This window comes from Flavobacterium sp. LMO8, from assembly GCF_009495755.1.
In the GTDB taxonomy this organism is placed as follows: Bacteria; Bacteroidota; Bacteroidia; order Flavobacteriales; family Flavobacteriaceae; genus Flavobacterium.
The window spans coordinates 142257-163334 of record NZ_WIBJ01000027.1 but is presented as its reverse complement, the minus strand read 5'-3'; the positions used below and the strand labels follow the sequence as shown (position 1 = coordinate 163334).

Annotated in this window: 13 protein-coding genes and 3 tRNA genes; 6 read left to right on the top strand and 10 right to left on the bottom strand. The window is 32.0% G+C overall.

Annotation, left to right across the window (positions count from 1 at the left end):
* Position 1 precedes the first annotated feature (1 nt).
* Positions 2-1369, bottom strand: coding sequence for a 30S ribosomal protein S6--L-glutamate ligase (gene rimK, locus GFJ94_RS04315; protein ID WP_153200356.1), 1368 nt, complete (start codon positions 1367-1369; stop codon positions 2-4).
* 80 nt (positions 1370-1449) lie between these two features.
* Positions 1450-3999, bottom strand: coding sequence for an ATP-dependent Clp protease ATP-binding subunit (locus GFJ94_RS04310; RefSeq protein WP_153200355.1), 2550 nt, complete (start codon positions 3997-3999; stop codon positions 1450-1452).
* 255 nt (positions 4000-4254) lie between these two features.
* Between GFJ94_RS04310 and gyrA the strand changes: the two genes are divergently transcribed.
* The gene (gene gyrA, locus GFJ94_RS04305) at positions 4255-6810 is read left to right on the top strand and encodes a DNA gyrase subunit A (RefSeq protein ID WP_153200354.1); all 2556 of its coding nucleotides are present in this window, start codon (positions 4255-4257) and stop codon (positions 6808-6810) included.
* Positions 6811-6866: 56 nt separating this feature from the next.
* Entirely contained in the window at positions 6867-7973 is a 1107-nt protein-coding gene (locus GFJ94_RS04300; protein WP_153200353.1) for a hypothetical protein, read from the top strand.
* A gap of 32 nt (positions 7974-8005) precedes the next feature.
* Here GFJ94_RS04300 and GFJ94_RS04295 read toward each other — a convergent pair whose 3' ends face one another.
* Both GFJ94_RS04295 and GFJ94_RS04290 read right to left on the bottom strand, forming a co-directional pair.
* A complete protein-coding gene (locus GFJ94_RS04295) occupies positions 8006-8767 on the bottom strand; it encodes a C40 family peptidase (protein WP_153200352.1) in 762 nt (253 codons plus the stop codon).
* Between the two features lie 86 nt (positions 8768-8853).
* The gene (locus GFJ94_RS04290) at positions 8854-10032 is read right to left on the bottom strand and encodes an acetyl-CoA C-acyltransferase (protein WP_153200351.1); all 1179 of its coding nucleotides are present in this window, start codon (positions 10030-10032) and stop codon (positions 8854-8856) included.
* A 323-nt stretch (positions 10033-10355) separates the two neighbouring features.
* Here GFJ94_RS04290 and GFJ94_RS04285 point away from each other — a divergent pair.
* The 3 genes from GFJ94_RS04285 to GFJ94_RS04275 all read left to right on the top strand — a co-directional run bounded on the left by GFJ94_RS04285 (position 10356) and on the right by GFJ94_RS04275 (position 10617).
* A tRNA-Ser gene (locus GFJ94_RS04285) sits at positions 10356-10439 on the top strand.
* 16 nt (positions 10440-10455) lie between these two features.
* Positions 10456-10530 (top strand) — tRNA-Pro (locus GFJ94_RS04280).
* A 13-nt stretch (positions 10531-10543) separates the two neighbouring features.
* Positions 10544-10617 (top strand) — tRNA-Arg (locus tag GFJ94_RS04275).
* A 609-nt stretch (positions 10618-11226) separates the two neighbouring features.
* Here GFJ94_RS04275 and GFJ94_RS04270 read toward each other — a convergent pair.
* The 6 genes from GFJ94_RS04270 to tsaD are packed head-to-tail and all read right to left on the bottom strand — an operon-like array spanning position 11227 to position 16464.
* A complete protein-coding gene (locus tag GFJ94_RS04270; RefSeq protein WP_153200350.1) occupies positions 11227-11796 on the bottom strand; it encodes a hypothetical protein in 570 nt (189 codons plus the stop codon).
* 5 nt (positions 11797-11801) lie between these two features.
* Positions 11802-12998, bottom strand: a complete 1197-nt coding sequence (locus tag GFJ94_RS04265) for a class I SAM-dependent methyltransferase (RefSeq protein ID WP_153200349.1) — start codon at positions 12996-12998, stop codon at positions 11802-11804.
* A gap of 2 nt (positions 12999-13000) precedes the next feature.
* The gene (locus tag GFJ94_RS04260; RefSeq protein WP_153200348.1) at positions 13001-14095 is read right to left on the bottom strand and encodes an AI-2E family transporter; all 1095 of its coding nucleotides are present in this window, start codon (positions 14093-14095) and stop codon (positions 13001-13003) included.
* A gap of 3 nt (positions 14096-14098) precedes the next feature.
* Positions 14099-14740 (bottom strand): DUF4159 domain-containing protein, encoded by a 642-nt coding sequence (locus tag GFJ94_RS04255; protein WP_153200347.1) that lies wholly within the window; start codon positions 14738-14740, stop codon positions 14099-14101.
* Entirely contained in the window at positions 14733-15437 is a 705-nt protein-coding gene (locus GFJ94_RS04250; RefSeq protein ID WP_153200346.1) for a 16S rRNA (uracil(1498)-N(3))-methyltransferase, read from the bottom strand. Before GFJ94_RS04250 ends, GFJ94_RS04255 begins: the two co-directional genes overlap by 8 nt.
* A gap of 4 nt (positions 15438-15441) precedes the next feature.
* A complete protein-coding gene (gene tsaD, locus GFJ94_RS04245) occupies positions 15442-16464 on the bottom strand; it encodes a tRNA (adenosine(37)-N6)-threonylcarbamoyltransferase complex transferase subunit TsaD (RefSeq protein WP_162523787.1) in 1023 nt (340 codons plus the stop codon).
* A 146-nt stretch (positions 16465-16610) separates the two neighbouring features.
* Between tsaD and GFJ94_RS04240 the strand changes: the two genes are divergently transcribed.
* Positions 16611-21065, top strand: a complete 4455-nt coding sequence (locus tag GFJ94_RS04240) for a translocation/assembly module TamB domain-containing protein (RefSeq protein WP_238989434.1) — start codon at positions 16611-16613, stop codon at positions 21063-21065.
* Positions 21066-21078 lie beyond the last annotated feature (13 nt).

Here is a 21078-nt window from a genome sequence, read left to right as displayed (position 1 = left end):
ATTATTTCCACTTAAAGTTTTTCTCAATTGCTTTAATCATTTCGCCTGCAATGTCTTTTTGAGTAGCGCCTTCAATTCCTTCAAGACCTGGAGATGAATTTACTTCTAACAATAAAGGTCCTTTTGACGAACGAATAATATCAACTCCGGCTACTTTTAAATTCATAGCTTTTGCTGCTTTGATGGCAATTTTCTTTTCGTCAGAAGTAATTTTAACCACAGAAGCAGTTCCGCCCATATGAATATTCGCTCTGAATTCTCCTGGCGCAGCTTCTCGTTGCATAGCAGCAACGACTTTTCCGTCTACCACAAAGAGTCTCAAGTCTTTACCATTGGCTTCTTTAATGAATTCTTGTACTAAAATATTAGCATTTAAACTCTTGAAAGCATTTATTACTGATTCGGCTGCTTTTTTGGTTTCTGCTAAAACAACTCCTTTTCCTTGTGTTCCTTCTAATAATTTTACAATTAAAGGTGAACCACCCACCATTTTAATTAAATCGTCAGTATCTAAAGGCGAATTGGCAAATCCAGTAGTTGGAATGTCTACTCCGTTATTCAACAATAATTGTAATGAAAACAGTTTATCTCTAGATTGAGTAATCGCAGAAGCATTGTTCAAAGCAAATACTTTTAAAGCTTCAAATTGACGGGTTAACGCACAACCATAATAGGTCATACTTGGTCGAATTCTTGGAATTACAGCATCAAAATCGTTTAAAACTTTTCCACCACGGTAATGAATTTCTGGTGTGTCTGCGTCTAATTTCATGTAGCAGTATTTCAAATTTAAAAAGTGCATTTCGTGCCCTCTTAATTCGCCTGCTTCTAAAATTCGTTTGTTACTGTATAATTCGGGATTACTTGCTAATAAACCAATTTTTAATCCTTTTTTTGTTTCATTTGTAGCGTAGTAGTATTCTTTAAGTTTTTCAGTAGTTGGTTGTCCTAATAAATATCGTTGTTCAGGATCGACCAAAACACGGCCCGACATCGCTTCACGACCTAATAACATTCGGAAACCCATTGAGTCACGATTGGTTAAAGTTACCTCGATATCCCAAGTTTTTCCTCCAATTTCTAGTTTGGTTTTGATCACATAACGTTGTTCTCGGTAGCCACTAGAGCTTTTAACAACACGTTTGTCTACCAAAGGAGCTTCACAATGAATTACTGCTTTAGCGTTATTTTGAATAGGGTTGATGTCGAATTTAACCCAATTTTCACTGTCTTTTTCAAAAGTAACAATATTGATAGCATGAAGAGCAGAAGTTTTTGCTCCTGAGTCAACACGTGCTTTAATTGTTGGGATTCCTAAAGTAGGGAAGGAACACCATTCTTCGCTACCTACAATAACTTTGTCTAACATTTTTAAACGAATAAATTAAGAATCTAATGTAGTATTTTTTTTAATATAATTTTAAAATTGCATAAAATAAAAAAACCAAGCTATGAGCTTGGTTCTTCTAATTTTTTAATTTCTATTTTGAGTTCTTGAGCCGTTTCATCTAAGTCCATGAAAATTTGATCGCCTTCATGAATTTTTTGAGTAATAATCTCTTCAGCTAGAGCATCTTCAACATATTTTTGAATGGCTCTTTTTAACGGACGCGCTCCAAATTGCTTATCAAAACCTTTTTCAGCAATGTAATCTTTGGCTGCTTCAGAAAGTTTTAAAGTGTAACCTAAATCTTTAACTCTTAAATATAATTTATCCATTTCGATATCAATAATTTTATCAATATCTTCTTTTTCAAGAGCATTGAAGACAATTACATCATCAATACGGTTTAAAAACTCAGGAGCAAATGCTTTTTTCAAAGCATTTTCGATAATTCCTTTTGAATGTTCTTCTGTTTGTGCTTGTTTTGAAGCTGTTCCAAATCCAACTCCGGTTCCAAAGTCTTTCAATTGACGAGCACCAACGTTAGAAGTCATAATGATAATCGTATTTCTAAAATCTATTTTTCTTCCTAAACTATCAGTTAAATGTCCGTCATCCAAAACTTGAAGCATCATGTTAAATACATCTGGATGTGCTTTTTCGATTTCGTCTAGAAGTACTACGCAATATGGTTTTCTTCGAACTTTTTCAGTTAATTGACCACCTTCTTCATATCCTACATATCCTGGAGGTGCTCCAACTAATCTTGAAATTGCAAATTTTTCCATGTACTCACTCATGTCGATGCGAACCAAAGCGTCTTCAGAATCAAACAATTCTTTTGCTATCACTTTTGCTAATTGTGTTTTTCCAACACCAGTTTGACCTAAGAAAATAAACGAACCAATTGGCTTGTTTGGATCTTTCAATCCAGCACGATTTCTTTGGATTGATTTTGCGATTTTTAACACCGCTTCATCTTGCCCAATTACCTTACCTTTAATTAGTTCAGGTAAGTGAGCTAATTTATTACTTTCAGTTTGAGCAATACGATTTACAGGAATTCCTGTCATCATCGAAACCACATCGGCAACGTTATCTTCTGTAACGGTAACTTTGTTGTTTTTAGAATCTTCTTCCCATTGTTCTTGTGCAATAGCTAAATCTTTTTCGATGCGTTTTTCATCATCACGAAGTTTAGCTGCTTCCTCATATTTCTGTTTTTTAACAACCGTATTTTTCAGTTCACGCACTTCTTCTAACTGACGTTCTAATTCCAAAATTTGTTTTGGAACATCAATATTGATAATATGAACACGAGAACCGGCTTCATCTAAAGCATCAATAGCCTTGTCTGGAAGAAAACGATCTGTCATATAACGATTTGTTAATTTTACACACGCTTCAATTGCTTCAGGAGTGTAAATTACATTGTGGTGATCTTCGTATTTTGGTTTGATGTTATTTAAAATCGTAATTGTTTCTTCAACAGATGTTGGTTCTACAATTACTTTTTGAAAACGTCTTTCTAATGCGCCATCTTTTTCAATATATTGACGGTATTCATCTAAAGTAGTAGCTCCAACACATTGAATTTCACCTCTAGCTAAAGCAGGTTTGAACATGTTAGAAGCGTCAAGCGAACCAGTTGCGCCACCTGCGCCAACAATAGTGTGAATTTCGTCAATGAATAAAATGATATCGTCATTTTTCTCTAATTCATTCATAACGGCTTTCATTCTTTCTTCGAATTGTCCGCGGTATTTTGTGCCAGCAACTAAACTTGCTAAATCAAGCGTAACCACGCGTTTATTGAATAAATTTCGAGATACTTTTTTCTTAATAATTCGTAAAGCCAAACCTTCAGCGATTGCTGATTTTCCAACTCCAGGTTCTCCAATCAAAAGTGGGTTGTTTTTCTTTCTACGACTTAAAATTTGAGACACACGCTCGATTTCTTTTTCACGTCCCACAACTGGGTCAAGTTTTCCTTCTTCTGCCATTTCCGTTAAGTCACGACCGAAGTTATCTAAAACTGGAGTTTTTGATTTTTTATTGGTTTTTCCACCTGAGGGAGGATTGTTAAATGAGCTTTCTTTTAAACTGTCATCTTGTCCTGAATCGTCATTGAATGACTCGGCTTTCGGTAAGTTTTCTAAATAATCGTCTTCGTTTGTCATCATGGCTGTATACTGTTCTTTAACGGTTTCGTAATCGATTTTTAATTTGCCCATCAATTTAGTTGTTGGGTCGTTTTCATTGCGTAAAATGCATAGCAATAGGTGAGCGGTACTTATCTCAGAGTTGTTAAAAAGTTTCGCTTCTAAAAAAGTAGTCTTCAATGCACGCTCGGCTTGGCGCGTAAGATGCAAGTTTTTCTTTTCAATATTTTGAATGCCATTAGGGTTAGCAGGGCTTAATATCTCTACTTTTTTTCTTAAGTGAGATAAGTCCACAGCTAAATTATTCAAGATATTAATTGCTTTTCCATTGCCATCTCGAAGTATTCCTAGCATTAAGTGTTCGGTACCAATAAAGTCGTGACCTAATCGTAAAGCTTCTTCTTTACTGTAGGTAATTACGTCTTTAACTCTCGGTGAAAAATTATCGTCCATAGCATTAGTAATATAAGTAAAAGTACAAAATTCTATAAGGAAATACAAAAATCATACCTTATAAAAAGTACAGATAGGCTAAATGACAAAAAATATTTGAAAAATGAAAGTTTCTTCTATGTGAATTATAAGCAATTTGTAAACAAAATTGTTAATAAATAGTCGAAATTAGTGGTTCAAAATTTGTGTTAAAAGTTCAGAAAGCCGTATATTGGCACGTTTTAGTACTAATATATAATTTTAATGTAAATACTTATGTCAGAAGGAGAAAAGTTAATTCCTATTAACATAGAGGAAGAAATGAAATCAGCTTACATCGATTATTCGATGTCTGTTATTGTATCAAGAGCACTTCCTGATGTTAGAGATGGTTTAAAGCCTGTTCACCGAAGAGTACTTTATGGTATGTATGATTTGGGAGTTAACTCAAGATCTGCCCACAAAAAATCGGCGAGAATTGTAGGAGAGGTTTTAGGAAAGTATCACCCACATGGAGATTCCTCAGTTTACGACGCTATGGTACGTATGGCTCAGGAATGGAGTATGCGTTATTTATTGGTTGACGGTCAAGGTAACTTTGGTTCTGTCGATGGAGATAGTCCAGCAGCAATGCGTTATACGGAAGCCAGAATGAAAAAGATTTCGGAAGAAATGTTGGCAGATATAGATAAAGAAACAGTTGATTTCCAATTAAACTTTGACGATACATTACAAGAGCCAACGGTTATGCCAACTAAAATACCAACTTTGTTAGTAAACGGAGCTTCGGGTATTGCGGTAGGTATGGCTACAAATATGGCACCACACAACTTAACTGAAGTTGTTGATGGTATTTTGGCTTATATTGATAACAATGATATTGAAATTGATGAGTTAATAAATCATATCAAAGCTCCTGATTTCCCTACTGGAGGAATTATTTATGGTTACGAAGGTGTAAGAGAAGCATTCAAAACAGGTAGAGGTCGTATTGTAATGCGTGCTAAAGTTGGTTTTGAAGAAGTGAATGGAAAAGAAGCTATCATTGTAACTGAAATTCCTTATCAAGTAAATAAGGCAAATATGATTAAACATACTGCCGATTTAGTTAACGATAAGAAAATTGAAGGTATATCAAATATTCGTGATGAATCGGATAGAAATGGTATGCGTGTGGTGTATGAATTAAAACGTGATGCGGTTCCAAACGTAGTTTTAAATACACTTTATAAATATACTCAATTACAAGCTTCGTTCAGTGTAAATAATATTGCATTGGTTAAAGGGCGTCCGCAAATGTTGAATCTTAAAGATTTGATTTATCATTTCGTAGAACACCGTCATGATGTTGTAGTTCGTAGGGCTCAATATGATTTAAGAAAAGCAGAAGAAAGAGCTCATATCTTGGAAGGATTAATCATTGCTTCTGATAATATAGATGAAGTAATCAAAATCATTAGAGCTTCTAAGGATGGTGATGAAGCTAGAACAAAATTAATTGAACGCTTCAAGTTATCGGAAATTCAAGCACGTGCTATCGTTGAAATGCGTTTAAGACAATTAACAGGTCTTGAGCAAGATAAATTACGCGCTGAATACGAAGAAATCATGAAACTGATTGCTTATTTGAAAGAATTATTGGCAAGCAAAGAAATGAGAATGCAAGTAATTAAAGACGAATTAGTAGAAATCAGAGATAAATATGGAGATGAGCGTCGTTCGCAAATCGAATATTCTGGTGGCGATGTTAGTATTGAAGATTTAATTGCAGATGAAAGTGTAGTAATTACTATTTCTCATGCAGGATATATCAAACGTACTTCATTATCAGAATACAAAACACAAAATAGAGGAGGAGTTGGACAAAAATCAGCTGGAACAAGAGATCAAGATTTCTTAGAGCATTTATTTGTGGCAACAAATCATCAATATTTAATGTATTTCACGCAAAAAGGTAAGTGTTACTGGATGCGTGTATACGAAATTCCTGAAGGAACTAAAGCAAGTAAAGGTCGTGCTATTCAAAACTTAATCAACATAGAAAGTGATGATAAAGTAAAAGCATTTATTTGCACACAAGACTTAAAAGACCAAGACTACATTAAGAGCCACAATTTAATTATGGTAACGAAACAAGGTCAAGTTAAGAAAACATCTTTAGAGAAATATTCTAAGCCTCGTGTAAACGGTGTTGCAGCTATTACAATTAAAGAAGGCGATGAATTATTAGGTGCAAAATTAACTAACGGTTCAAGTCAAGTATTAATTGCTGGAAAATCGGGTAAAATGGTTCGTTTTGAAGAAGAAAAAACGCGACCAATGGGTAGAACTGCATCTGGAGTTAGAGGAATTACATTAGCTGATGAGAATGATGAAGTAATTGGAATTGTGACAGTAAACAAAGAAGATGTGAACGAAACACAAATTTTAGTAGTTACTGAAAACGGTTACGGAAAACGTACTAAATTAGTTGAAGAAGATGGAGTAGATGTATACCGAATTACTAATCGTGGTGGAAAAGGTGTAAAAACATTAAACATTACTGAAAAAACGGGTGCTTTAATTGCCATCAACAATGTAACAGACGACGATGATTTAATGATTATTAATAAATCGGGGTTAACTATTAGAATGATGGTTTCTGATTTAAGAGTAATGGGTAGAGCAACTCAAGGTGTTAAATTGATTAACATTAAAGGTAATGATTCTATTGCAGCAGTTACAAAAGTACTTCGTGAAGAGGAAGAAATTGTTTTAGACGAAAATGGAGAAATTTCAGATGCTGAAACAAGCACAGACATTGATTCATCAGAAGAAGAAACACAAGAATAAAAAAGTATAAGGCCCAAATTTATTTTGGGCTTTTGTTTAACCCAGATTTTAAAACAATGAAAAAATTACTATTAAGTGCAACGCTTTTATTGTCAGTTGCCACATTTGCTCAAAAAGATGAGCTAAAAACATTAAAGAAAATTTATAGTAAAGAAACTATATCTGATAAAGACATAGCTGCATACAAAACAGCAAGTGATGCTTTAGAAACTTCTGCAACAGAAGAGTCAGATAAAGTATATGCTAAATTTTACAAAACGATGTATCCAACAATTGTTTTAGCTTCTAAAGGTGATAAAGCAACGATACAAGATCAGATGGGATTGTATAATCCTGAATTCATTAAGCAATATGGAGTTGTAATAGATGAAACAATTGCATTCGAAAAAAAGTCAGGAAAAAAGATTTACACAGATGAACTAATTGAAGAGAAAAAAGGTTTTAAAGAAACATTAAATGCTTTAGCGGGAAGTTTAAACAATGCTTCAAAATTAAAAGAATCATCTGCCATTTTTTATAGTTTATATCTTTTTGATCCAAAAGGAGAAGGAAAAGCTTTAAACAATGCTGCAATTTTAGCTGTAAATTCAAAAGAATATAAATCAGCTGAAAAATTGTACGAAGAATTGGCTAATAGTGATTACATGAAATCAGGAATGTATTATTATGCTACTAATAAAGCAAATGGGAATGAGGAAGAAATTGGTTCCAGAGAAGAAAGAACAAAATACATTTCTATGGGATTATATGAAAAACCAAGAGATGTAAAAGTAAGTAGAACTAAACCAGATGTGTTAAAAATTCTAGCTATTTTGTATACTCAAAATGGAAATATGGATAAAGCTAAAGCAACTTATGCAGAAGCTAGAAAATTATCTCCAAATGATGAAGAGTTAAAAAATGGAGAATTTAATATCTATTTTAACTCAGGATATTCAGGTTTGGCGGAAGATGATAAATTGGTAACAGAAATCAACAATTCAAGAGCAGATAAAAAAAAGTATGATGAATTGATGCAAAAGAGAAAAGAAATGTTTGCTAAATCATTGCCAGATTTTGAAAAAGCATATTCTATCAATCCAAATGATGCAAATACAAAAAGCATTTTAAAATTGACATACGAAATAATTGGTCAGCCTGAAAAAGCAAAAGCTATCAACTAAAACAAAATATCCCGATTTTCATCGGGATTTTTTTATATTATTTTTTTAATAACTCTCAGTTTGTGGGTGTGTCGATTGACTTCTGCATTGTAAATTCCTAAATGGTCTAAACGGTCAATTCGTACTTTTCCTGATGCGTGAATGATGTAGTTGTTTTCCATCATAATTCCAACGTGAATGATATTACCTTCTTCGTTATCGAAAAAGGCTAAATCGCCTGGTTCACTTTCTTCAATAAAACTTAAAGCTTCTCCTTGAGTGGCTTGTTGTGAAGCATCTCTTAAAAGTGAATAACCGTTTAATTTATAAACCATTTGAGTAAAACCTGAACAATCAATTCCAAATGGCGTTTTTCCTCCCCATAAATAAGGTGCATTCAAATACATGAAAGCGGTTTTAATCAATTCAGATTTCTTTTTTTGACCGCAGACTTTAATGCCTTCAAAATTGTATTTATTGGTGTTAATTTCTTCATTATCTAAAAATGATAGCGAAGCACCCAGTGTTATCGAAGTTAATTGATTATTTGGAGCGGTAATATATTCAACCAAATCAGCATTTAAAACAATAGGAGTATCGTTTAAAATGTTGTAATATTCTTCTGAAATAGCTTGATATTGTTTAGAGTCAATCCACCCAATGTAATTATCAAATGCCAATTCTACCTGCACCCATTTGGCAGTCATTTCAATAATTTTAAAGTGCTCGCCAAATAGTAATTGCGAAACTTGTTCGCTTCGGTCACTGGCTTCCGCTCTTACGGGTACTATGGCTAAATTACAAATTCCAAACATGTTGGTCTGAATAAAAAATGGTGAATTAAGAATTTAATTACAAATGTAATTAAATTTCAAAATTCACCATTAATAAATGTTAAAAATTACGCTCTTTCAATAACAATTGCAGAAGCACCACCACCACCATTACAGATAGCAGCTGCACCAATTTTAGCATTGTTTTGGTTTAAAACACTGATTAAAGTAACGATAATTCTAGCTCCAGAACATCCCAGAGGATGACCTAAAGAAACAGCTCCACCGTTTACATTGATTTTATCATTGTCTAATCCTAAGATTTGTGCATTAGCTAATCCAACCACAGCGAAAGCTTCATTGAATTCAAAGAAATCAACATCAGCAACTGTTAAACCAGCTTTGTCTAATGCTTTTGGTAATGCTTTTGCAGGCGCAGTTGTAAACCATTTTGGTTCTTGAGCAGCATCAGCGTATGATTTAATGTAAGCTAAAGGAGTTAATCCTAATGATTGTGCTTTTTCTTCGCTCATTAATACTAAAGCTGCAGCTCCGTCATTAATAGTGGAAGCATTTGCAGCAGTTACCGTTCCTTCTTTAGTAAATACAGCAGCCAAAGATGGAATTTTATCTAATTTTACATTAGTGAATTCTTCGTCTTTAGAAACTATGATAGCGTCACCTCTTCTTTGAGGAACTTCAACAGGAACAATTTCTGCATCAAACTTACCAGCTTCCCACGCAGCCGCAGAACGCTCATACGATTGAATTGCGAAGTTATCTTGATCTTCTCTTGTAATGTTATATTCAGACGCACATAAGTCAGCAGAAACGCCCATAGCGTTATTATCGTATGCATCTGTTAAGCCGTCCTTTTGCATTCCGTCTACTAATGAAGTTGGACCGAATTTTACGCCATTTCTTAAATGAACATAATGCGGAATTAAACTCATGTTTTCCATACCACCTGCCACTACGATTTCAGCATCTCCGGCAATAATAGCTTGAGCTCCTTGCATAACAGCTTTCATACCACTCGCACAAACTTTATTTATGGTAGTACAAGCTACATTTTCAGATAAACCAGCATATAAAACGGCTTGTCTTGCAGGAGCTTGGCCGTTTCCAGCTTGAACTACATTACCCATTAATACTTCGTCAACTAATTTAGGGTCTAAATTGATTTTATTTAAAGCGCCTTTGATGGCAGCAGCACCTAACTTAGTTGCAGGTACACTAGATAAAGCTCCCATGAAACTTCCAATTGGAGTTCTTACGGCAGAAACGATAACTACTTTTTTGTTCATGATAGAATGGTTTTTTATTTGAATTGCGAAATTACTATTTTTATTCGAATTTTGATAAAGAAAACACTATAATTCTTCCTTAAAAAGGAAATGAAATTGATTTTTAATAATTAAAATGGATTTCTACTATTTAGACTTTATTTTTGATTTTCTATGAAATGCGAATTATTCCTAAATTTTTAATCATTGTTATTGTATTGACTATTAGTGCTTTTAAAATTTATATTAAAAAAATATTAAAAAATCTCTAATAATAGTTGTATATTAACGAATGAAAACATACATTTGCAACCGCAAAAAAGATAAGTTCTTACAGAATAATAGGAGAGGTGCCGGAGTGGTAACGGAGCAGATTGCTAATCTGTCGACGGGTAACCGTCGCCAGGGTTCGAATCCCTGTCTCTCCGCTTTTTTTTGTTTTTGCGGGGTGTAGCGTAGCCCGGTTATCGCGCCTGCTTTGGGAGCAGGAGGCCGCAGGTTCGAATCCTGCCACCCCGACGATAATAAAATAGGTTGCGTAGCTCAGCTGGATAGAGCAACTCACTTCTAATGAGTAGGTCCCAGGTTCGAATCCTGGCGCGATCACAAAAAGCCTTGCAAACGCAAGGCTTTTTTGTTTTTTGTAGTTTCCTGAAATGTTTTTTTATTTTGGTTAAAAGTTTGGTATATTTGGTGTTATAAACAAGTTGTGCTTAATGTAAAATGGAGACGACCCTATTAATATTAACAAGTTTAAGCTTCCTGATTTTTTGGATAGTGACAGTTGTATTTTATACTCCTGCCTGTTTTAACTTACGGACAATGATGGATTCGATCGACAAGGACGGGGAACTAACAAAAACACATGCGCCGACAAGTTGGTATTTGACTAACTTTCACACTTTGGACTGTTGGATAATTGGAATTCCAAAAGCTGACAAGTACTTGAAATATGAAAAACTTAAACGGACAACGGATAGAATTAGAAAATGTCGAAAAATAATGGCTTACACTGCACCGATAATGATAGTGTGTGTATTCATATTATTGATGACAGTAGAATGAATGAGAAAAAAAACTAAGCACAACATCGGCTATAGCAAATGCGGGCTGAATGCTTAAAAATGAAGACATTGCAACTAAACAACATTCCGCTGGCGGACAAAGATTTGGTTTTAAAATCCCGCACTTGCCATAGACAGGGACGTTAAATACCTACTCCACACACTTCAAAAACTGCATAAAATAACTATCGGGTTTAGAAGTTGTTTTTAAAGTTTCTGAGTTTAATTCGTTTTTTAGTACGTAATCTTTTGTTTCTCCTGCAAATTGAATTCGCATTAAACTAATTGGACTATTTTTTAATTCTTCGTAATTGGTTTTTGTGAAGTAAAAATAACCATCTAAAACACGCATGTTATTTTTTTCTTTTGTATCAAATATCAAAACACTACAAGCTTCTTCATCTGAACTAATAAGGTTTATGATTTTTCCATTCATTAATTGTAAGATGATTTTTGAATTTTTAGCAATACAATTGGTTTTAATAAAATCTTTACTTTTTTGCAATTGTTGAATACTTAGCATTGGCGTTCCATTGTCGTTTAAAAGTGCAAAGAATAAGTATTCATTAGTGTTTCCAAATATTTTTTCGTGTACTAGAACATTTGGTAATACTTTTAACGAAGTAGAATCGGTTTTTTCTTCAATGTCGTAAATGCAGTCTTTCTTTTGAGCGTTAACACTTAACGTAAGTAACAATAGCAGCGATAAAAGGTGTTTCATTTGGATTATAATTTGGTGCAAAGTAAAATTATTTTTTCATTATTTACATTCGTGGTAAAAAAAGCAAAAATTGTTCCACCATCTGTAATTTTGTATTTTTTCTTAATTTCTTCAGGTTTTATGGGGAAATTTCGTGTGGAAACATTCATTTTTTTACCTTGAATATGTTGCGAAATTTCTTTTTTCTGAAACGGAACAATGGCATCAATTTGAAACTTTCTTCCAGGAAAATCGATAAGTTCATCCGAAGTATATAAATGCGAATGTTGGTGCAATTTTTCAACAGCAAACAATTCGGAAACGGCTTCAAATCCGCCAGATTTCATTAAAGATGCATTGGGTTCGTACAGATATTTTTTTGGTAAACTATAACGCGCTGAGTACGATTTTGAGCTTTCAATTTTGGTAATCGTTTGTTTTTCTTTCTCAAGATTCACGGCAATGATTTCAGGTGCTTCATTGCATTTTTTCTCTATTTTCCAAAGCAACTCTTTTACTTCGTTATCCACAGCTACGATGTGAATTTCCGAAACATTTTTCAATTCCAATAATCCAGCATGAAGATCTAAAATAGGAGCAGTTTTGATTAAAATAGTATCGGCAAATTGGTAATAAAAATCTTGTAAGTCAACAACATTTGGTAAACAATCGGCTAGCATGAAGACTTTGCCTTTCGCATCATTTCTTCTGGAAGGATCAATGTAAATACAGTCGAACTTTTGGATTTCGACAAGCTCAATCTGACGTTTTTTTAGAAATTCAGTGCTATCGCCTTGATAACATTCGATATTAGAAACTTTTAGAACTTCAAAGTTATGTGTTACAATTTTAGATAAATCAGCATTTAATTCGCAATGAATAACCGATTTAAATTGTTTGGCAAAATAGTAGTCGTCAATACCATATCCGCCTGTGCAATCGATTAATTTTTCACCTGAAACTAATGAAGCTTTATATTTTGCTGTAGTTTCTGAAGATGTTTGTTCGATAGATATTTTTTCAGGATAAATAATATTTTCAGAAGAAAACCAAGTTGGAAGTTTGTCTTTCGCTTTCTTTTTTGCAATAATTTGATTGATGATAACCGAATAATTTTCTTCAGGAAAAGGGTTTTTCTTTAAAGCCAACTTCGAACTATCCGAATTTAGATTTTGGTTGATGAAATTCTGTATTTCAGTATGTAAAAGAAATTCTAAATTCAAAACTATAAGTTTTTGGTAAGGACTTTAATGATTCTGTTATCAGGTAAAAATTCTTTGCCAATTACTTTTAACGAAGTGTAAAAAGGAACAGCGATAATCATTCCGGTAATACCGAATAAAATTCCAGCAATTAAAATCACTAAAAAGATTTCTAAAGGATGTGAATTAGTGCTTTTTGAAAAAATCAATGGCGAACTCACATTGTTATCAATCAATTGCACCACAAACATTCCTATTAAAACGTAAATAGTAGTTGGTAAAGTTTCGGAAGCAAAATCGGCACCAGTTCCTATACTATTAATCATAATTAGAAGTCCGGCTACAAAAGTGGCGATGATTGGTCCAACATAGGGAACAATGTTAAAAACTGCGCATAAAAGTGCAATTATTAAGGCGTTTTCTACTCCGAAAATCAAAAAGACGATAAAATATAAAACTAAGATGATGAACAATTGCAATAACAATCCTAAGAAATATTTGGATAGCATTTCGTTGATTTTCTCAACAGAATTTAAAACTTTTTCTTTTTGATTTACAGGTAAAATATTTTTAAATGCTAATGAAAAGGAGCTTCTTTCTTTAAGTATAAAAAATGAGATGAATAAAACCGATGCCAATCCCATTCCGATATTACCAATGGTAATAATGATATTATTTAAGAAATTGGGAATAAATTCAAAATTGGAAAAAGAAGTAAGATTAGAACTTTTAGCAATTTGTTGTAAATCGATATTGTGAGAACTTAAATATACTGTGACATCATTTAGTAAAGTATTGTAATTATTTTCAAGAGAATTAATATCTAAAAGCGATAAATTTTCGCCTTGTGAAATAATTAATGGAACAAATAATAAAAAAATTCCCGCAATTAAAAAAATAACTAATAATAAAGAAACAACTACAGCCAATGTATTTCTATATTTGAGCTTTCTTCTTAAAAATAATACTAAAGGGTAAAGTAAAAGTGAAAAGATAACCGAAACTATGCAGTAAACAATAACGGTTGCTACTTTGTACAAGAAAAATAAAAGAAGTAAAATAGATGCCATTATAGCAACTGCTCTTACAATTCCGAGGGATAATTCTTTTGAAGTCATTTACTAATTTTTAAAAACGTAATTGATAATATTGGCTCCCATTTTTAATGCTTTTTCTCGGGTTGATTGGGGATTATTATGCACTTCGGTATCTTCCCAACCATCACCTAAGTCAGTTTCGAAAGTGTAAAGCAAAACGATTCTACCATCAATAAAAATTCCGAAAGCTTGAGGTTTTTGATTGTCGTGTTCGTGAATTTTAGGTAACCCACCAGGAAATGAAAAAGGTTCTTGAAATAAAATGTGATAGGAAGGAATTTCAGTCAATGGATTATCAGGGAATATCTTTTTAATTTCTTTTCGAATAAATTCGTTCATTCCGTAATTATCATCAATATGTAAAAAACCACCTGAAGTAAGGTAGTTTCTTAGATTAATTATATCATTAGCGCTAAAGACTACATTTCCATGACCGGTCATGTGAACAAATGGATAGGAAAATATTTCAGCACTTCCTACTTCAACCGTTGCAATTTTAGTATTTAAATTGGTCTTGATATTCTGATTGCAAAATTTAGCTAAATTAGGTAAAGAAGTCGGATTTGCATACCAATCACCACCACCAGAATATTTAGCAACAGCGATTTCTTGAGTAAATCCCAAATTCCAAACTAATAAAATTCCGAAAGTTAAAAGTTTATTCATTTATAAGTGCAATTGTATGACAAGCTACTAAAGCTGCAGTTTCAGTTCGTAATCTTGTGTTTCCCAAAGTTACAGGAATAAAATTATTTTCAATAGACAAATTTATTTCTTTTGTAGAAAAATCGCCTTCTGGACCAATTAAGATAGTTACTTTATTATTTTTATTAACTTCATTTTTAAACGATTTCTTATCTGTTTCTTCGCAATGTGCGATGAATTTTTGTCCGTCGATATTTGATTTTACAAATTGTGTAAGAGAAACAGGTTCGTTAATCTTAGGTAAATAATAATGTAACGATTGTTTCATGGCAGCCTGAATAATTTTTTCCGCTCGATCAATTTTATATACTTTTCTTTCCGAATGATCGCAAATAATTGGTGTGATTTCATGAATACCAATTTCGGTTGCTTTTTCTAAAAACCACTCTAAACGGTCGTTCATTTTAGTTGGAGCTACAGCAATATGTGTGTAAAAAGAATCTGGTTCTTTGAAGGTTTCTTTGATGATTTTCACTTCACATTTTTTTTCTGAAGCTAAAATAATTTTAGATTCAAATAAAAAACCTAATCCATTAGTAATAAATATTTTATCACTTTCTTTTTTACGTAAAACTTTAACGATGTGCTTGCTTTCTTCTTTGTCGAAAAAGAAGTTTGAATCACCTTTTTTTATGTCTGAATTATAGAATAATTGCATAAGATTAAAATTCAATTCGTGCTTTAGATGTTATTTCAGCGTTACTAAAATTTTCTTCTAAAAAGTTATAATAACCTACAATTCCAATCATTGCTGCGTTATCGGTTGTGTATTCAAATTTAGGAATGTACGTTTTCCAACCGTATTTTTTTTCTGCTCCTTTCAATGTAGTTCTAATTCCAGAATTTGCCGAAACACCACCACCAATTGCAATCTGATTAATTCCAGTTTCAGCAACCGCTAATTTCAGCTTATCCATTAAAATATTGATAATGGTGTGTTGAATTGAAGCACAAATATCCGCTTTATTTTCTTCAATAAAATTGGGATTCAAAGCCACATTTTTCTGAACGAAATACAAGATTTGAGTTTTTAATCCGCTAAAACTAAAATTCAATCCTTCAACTTTTGGTTTGGTAAACGGAAACGCTTTCGGATTTCCTTCTTGAGCAAATTTATCTACTAAAGGTCCTCCAGGATAGGGAAGTCCTAAAATTTTGGCACTTTTATCAAATGCTTCACCAACAGCATCATCGGTAGTTTCGCCAATAATTTCCATATCAAAAAAGCTATTCACTTTTACAATTTGTGTATGTCCACCAGAAATAGTTAAGGCAATAAAGGGAAATGTGGGTTTTTTAAAACCTTCTTCGGCAATAAAATGGGCTAAAATATGCGCTTTCATATGGTTAATTGCAATCAACGGAATGTCTAACGCCATACTCATCGATTTCGCAAAAGACCCACCGACCAATAGCGAACCCATTAATCCAGGACCTTGTGTAAAAGCTATACAGTTCAAGTCGTTTTTTGTAATTCCGGCTTTTTTAATAGCAACATCAACAACTGGTACAATATTTTGTTGGTGGGCTCTTGAAGCCAACTCAGGAACGACGCCACCATATTCTTCATGAATTGCCTGGCGCGCCACAATATTTGATAATACTACATCGTTACAAAGTACGGCAGCAGCAGTGTCATCACATGAACTTTCGATAGCTAAAGTATAAATTTTTCTTTCTGACATTTTAGGCATGAAATTTGAACTAAAGATATTATAATTATCTTACAAAATTCCCTATTTTTGTTGAGTTATACCATAAAGGGATATTTTGACGCAAATTTAAAACAAAAAAACGTATCAAAAAATTTAAAAAAATACTATTTCGAACTTTGATTGCAATATTATTGCTTCTATTGTTATTGGGTATTCTTTTATCTTTACCCTTTGTGCAAACAGCTCTTGGGAAATACGCAACTGATAGTTTAAATAAATCATTTGGAACTAACATTTCAATAGGGAAAGTTGCTATGACGCCTTTTGGCAGTGTAAAACTGGGTAATGTTTTGGTTTTAGACCATCATAAGGATACTTTGTTTTATATCAAGAAATTAAATACTTCAATTTTAAGTTTTAAGAAAATTTATGATCCAGGCCATCCTTATTTGAAAAATTTGGTGTTGCATGGTATGGATGTTCGAATTGTAAATTACAAAAATGAAGATTATACCAACTTAGATAAATTTATTGAAGCGTTTGACGATGGTTCGCCTTCTTCAGGGAAATTTAGAATGAAAGCTAATAAAATGACGGTTTATAATAGTCGTTTTCAATATATTGATTACAATCTTCAAACGCCAAAAATGCTCGATTTTACCAAGTTGAATGCAAATATTGAAGATTTTTTTATTAAAGGTGCAAATGTTACTACTTATATTGATAAGTTATCCTTTAAAGATCATAGAGGATTAGTAGTTGAAAATATTACATCTGATTTTACTTATACAAAAAAGAACATTTTATTAGATGGCTTATCGATGAAAACGCCTCAATCGGAAATGAAAGGTAGAGTAGAGTTGAAATATGATAGAAAAGATTTCTCTGATTTTAATAACAAAGTAATTTTTGATGTTCAATTTGATAAAGCTTCAATTGCATCAAACGATTTGAATTATTTTTACAACGAATTTGGAAAAAATAATGTTTTCTATGTAGACACGCATTTGGTTGGAACATTAAACAACTTCACTACTCATAATTTAAAATTAGCTGATAAAAATCAATCGGAGATTATTGGAACTGCAAACTTTAGAAATCTTTTTGGCAAAGGCAATCAAGAGTTTTATATGAAGGGAAGCTTTGATAGAGTTTCTTCAAATTACGAAAATTTAAAATCAATTCTTCCGCGAATTTTGGGTAGTAATTTGCCATCGGTTTTAGCCAAATTAGGAAATGTAAATATTGCGGGAGATGTTGAACTAACACAAAAGTATGTTAACGCTGATGTTAGTATGTTATCCCAATTAGGTTATCTTGAAGGTGACTTAGCTATGCAAAATATCAATAACATAGATAATGCTTCGTATCAAGGAAATATAAAATTAGATGCTTTTGATTTAGGAACACTTTTAAGTCAGAAAGATATTGGAAAAGCAACTCTAGATTTAAATGTTGATGGTAAAGGGTTTACCCAAAAACTTCTAAACACAGCTATAAAAGGTAAAATAGAAAAGTTTTATTACAACGGATATAACTATCAAAATATTACGGTGGATGGAAGTATGAAAATGCCTTATTATAAAGGATATTTCAATAGCAATGATCCTAATTTAAAAATGGATTTTAATGGTATCATAGATTTGAGTTTAAAAGCTAAAAATTACGATTTCAAGGCACAAATTGACTACGCAGATTTACACATTTTAAATTTTTATAAAACAGATTCAGTTTCAATATTTAAAGGAAACATTGAATTCAAAGCAAACGGAAATTCAATTGATGATTTAGCAGGAATTTTACATATTAAAAATGTATCGTATCAAAATAGTAAGAATTCATATTTTTTTAATGATTTTGAAATTACTTCATCATTTGATAAAGAGAAAGTAAGAACAATTGAAGTGAATTCTCCAGATATCATAACCGGAACAATTGTAGGGAAATATAAAGTAAATCAAGTGCAAAAGATTGTTGAAAATGCACTTGGAAGTTTGTATGCTAATTATACTCCAAATAAATTACTAAAAGGTCAGTTTTTAAATTTCGATATTACAATACATGATAAAATCGTTGAAGTTTTTATTCCGGAAATCAAAATTTCAGAAAACACAAAAGCTAAAGGTAAAATAAATGGAGATGAAGGTAAATTCTTGTTTGACTTTACTTGTCCTAATATAGTTGCTTATGATAACACAATTAATAATATCAATATTGAAATTAATAATAAAAATCCTTTATATAACGCCTATATTACAGTTGATACAATTAAAAACAGTAAATATAAAATTGCAGATTTTGATTTAATAAATGTTACGTTAAATGACACTTTATTTGTAAGGTCTGAATTTAAAGGTGGACCAAAGACTGAAGATGCTTATGATTTAAACCTTTATCATACCATTAATAAAGAAAAGCAATCAATTTTAGGTTTTAAAAAATCAGAAGTTAAGTTTAAAGATTATTTATGGTTTATAAATGAAAACGAAACAGATAACAACAAGGTTGTGTTTGACAAGGATTTTAAAAATTTTGATTTTGAAAAACTTACTTTATCTCATAATCATCAAAATATAGATTTTTTTGGATCCATGAGAGGAACAAATTATAAAGATTTTAATCTTACATTTAAAGATGTTGATTTAAATAAAATAACACCATCGTTAGATAGTTTGTCATTAGGAGGAAAAATAAATGGAATGATTACGTATAAGCAAGATGATAATAAATATTCTCCAATTTCCAATTTAACAATAGACAGTTTAGCTGTTAACCAATTTTTATTAGGTGATTTAGATTTTAAAATTGAAGGCAATGAAAACTTTAATCAATTTAAAATTAATTCTAGTTTAGAACAAGGAGATATTGAACGGTTTTTTCTTGATGGAAACATTAATTTTGAAGGCGAACAATCAACTTTAGAACTAGAAGCCGGTTTTGATAAATTTGATTTAGCTCCCTTTGGTACCTTATTAAATGGAGTATTATCTGATGTTAGAGGAAATGCAACAGGTAGAACAACTATAGGAGGTTCTTTTACAAATCCTGAAATGGATGGACGACTCTATTTAAATGATGCAGGTATTAAAGTACCTTATCTAAATGTTGACTATGCGCTTGAAAAAAATGCAATTATTGATTTGACTGAGCATCAGTTTAGTTTAAGAAAAATAGAAATTACTGATACAAAATATAATACAAAAGGAATTTTTGATGGTACCATTCGTCATGAAAAACTAGGAGATTGGGATTTAGATTTGCATTTAATATCCGATAATATATTAGCACTTAATACTGAGGATTCTGAAGATGCGTATTATTATGGTACAGCTTTTATGAAAGGAAAAGCAAGTATTATGGGGTCTATTGATGCTTTGGTTATTAATGTTGCAGGTGAATCAGAAAAAGGCACTTCAATAAAGATTCCTGTTAATGATGATGAAGATCTTGGGAACAATTCTTTTATTAATTTTATGACAGTCGAAGAATATCAAAAATCTTTAATTAATAAAATTGTAAATGAAGATAAATATCAAGGTTTAGAACTCGATTTTAATTTTGATATTGATACAGATACAGATATTGAAATCATTTTAAATAGAGAAACTGGTCACGCTATGAAAGGAAAGGGTGTAGGTTCAATGCAAATGAATATTAATACACTTGGAAAATTTGAAATGTTTGGTGATTTTATAGTTCAGGAGGGGCAATATAATTTTAAATATGGTGGTGTTATAGATAAAAAATTTAATGTTGAAAAAGGCGGTACTATTCGTTGGGATGGACAACCAATGAATGCTGTTTTAGATTTAAAAGCTACATATAAAACTCAAGCTAATCCTTCTGTACTTGTAGAAAGTGCCTCTATTAATAGAAAGGTAGATACTAATGTTTCCATATTGTTAAATGGAAATTTAAGTAACCCTCAGCCTAATTTTAATATAGATTTTCCTACTGTAAGTACGGTTCTTAAAAGTGAAATAGATTATAAATTACAGGATAAGGATACAAGACAAACTCAAGCGTTTGCATTATTGGCAACAGGTTCGTTTATTACAGCCGAATCTACGGGTAATTCAGCTTATGGTTCATTAATTGAAGGAGCTAGCTCTATTATTAATGATATTTTTGCAGATGAGGATAGTAAATTACAACTCGGATTTGATTACTCACAAGGAGATAGATTAACTGAAGTTTCAGATAGGGTTGGTGTTACAATGAATACAAGGATTAATGATAAAATTTCTATTAATGGTAAACTTGGTGTACCGGTTGGAGGTGTAACTGAGTCAGTCATTGTAGGTAATTTAGAAATTTTAATTCAGTTAAATGAAGATGGTTCACTAAATGCTCACGTTTTTAATAGAGAGAATGATATTAACTATGTAGGTGACGGTATTCGTTATACACAAGGGCTTGGAATTACATATAATGTTGAATTCAATACATTTAAAGAAATGTTGCGAAAGATATTCAATAGTAACAAAAAGAAAAAAAATTCGTCAAAATCTAAAGATGACTTACCAGATTCAGAATTTCCACCTGAATTTTTGGATTTAATTAATCAAAGAAAAACAAAATCTTCAGATGCAATTATTGAAGATGCAATAAAAGTTCCTGAAATCGATTAATTCGTATATATTT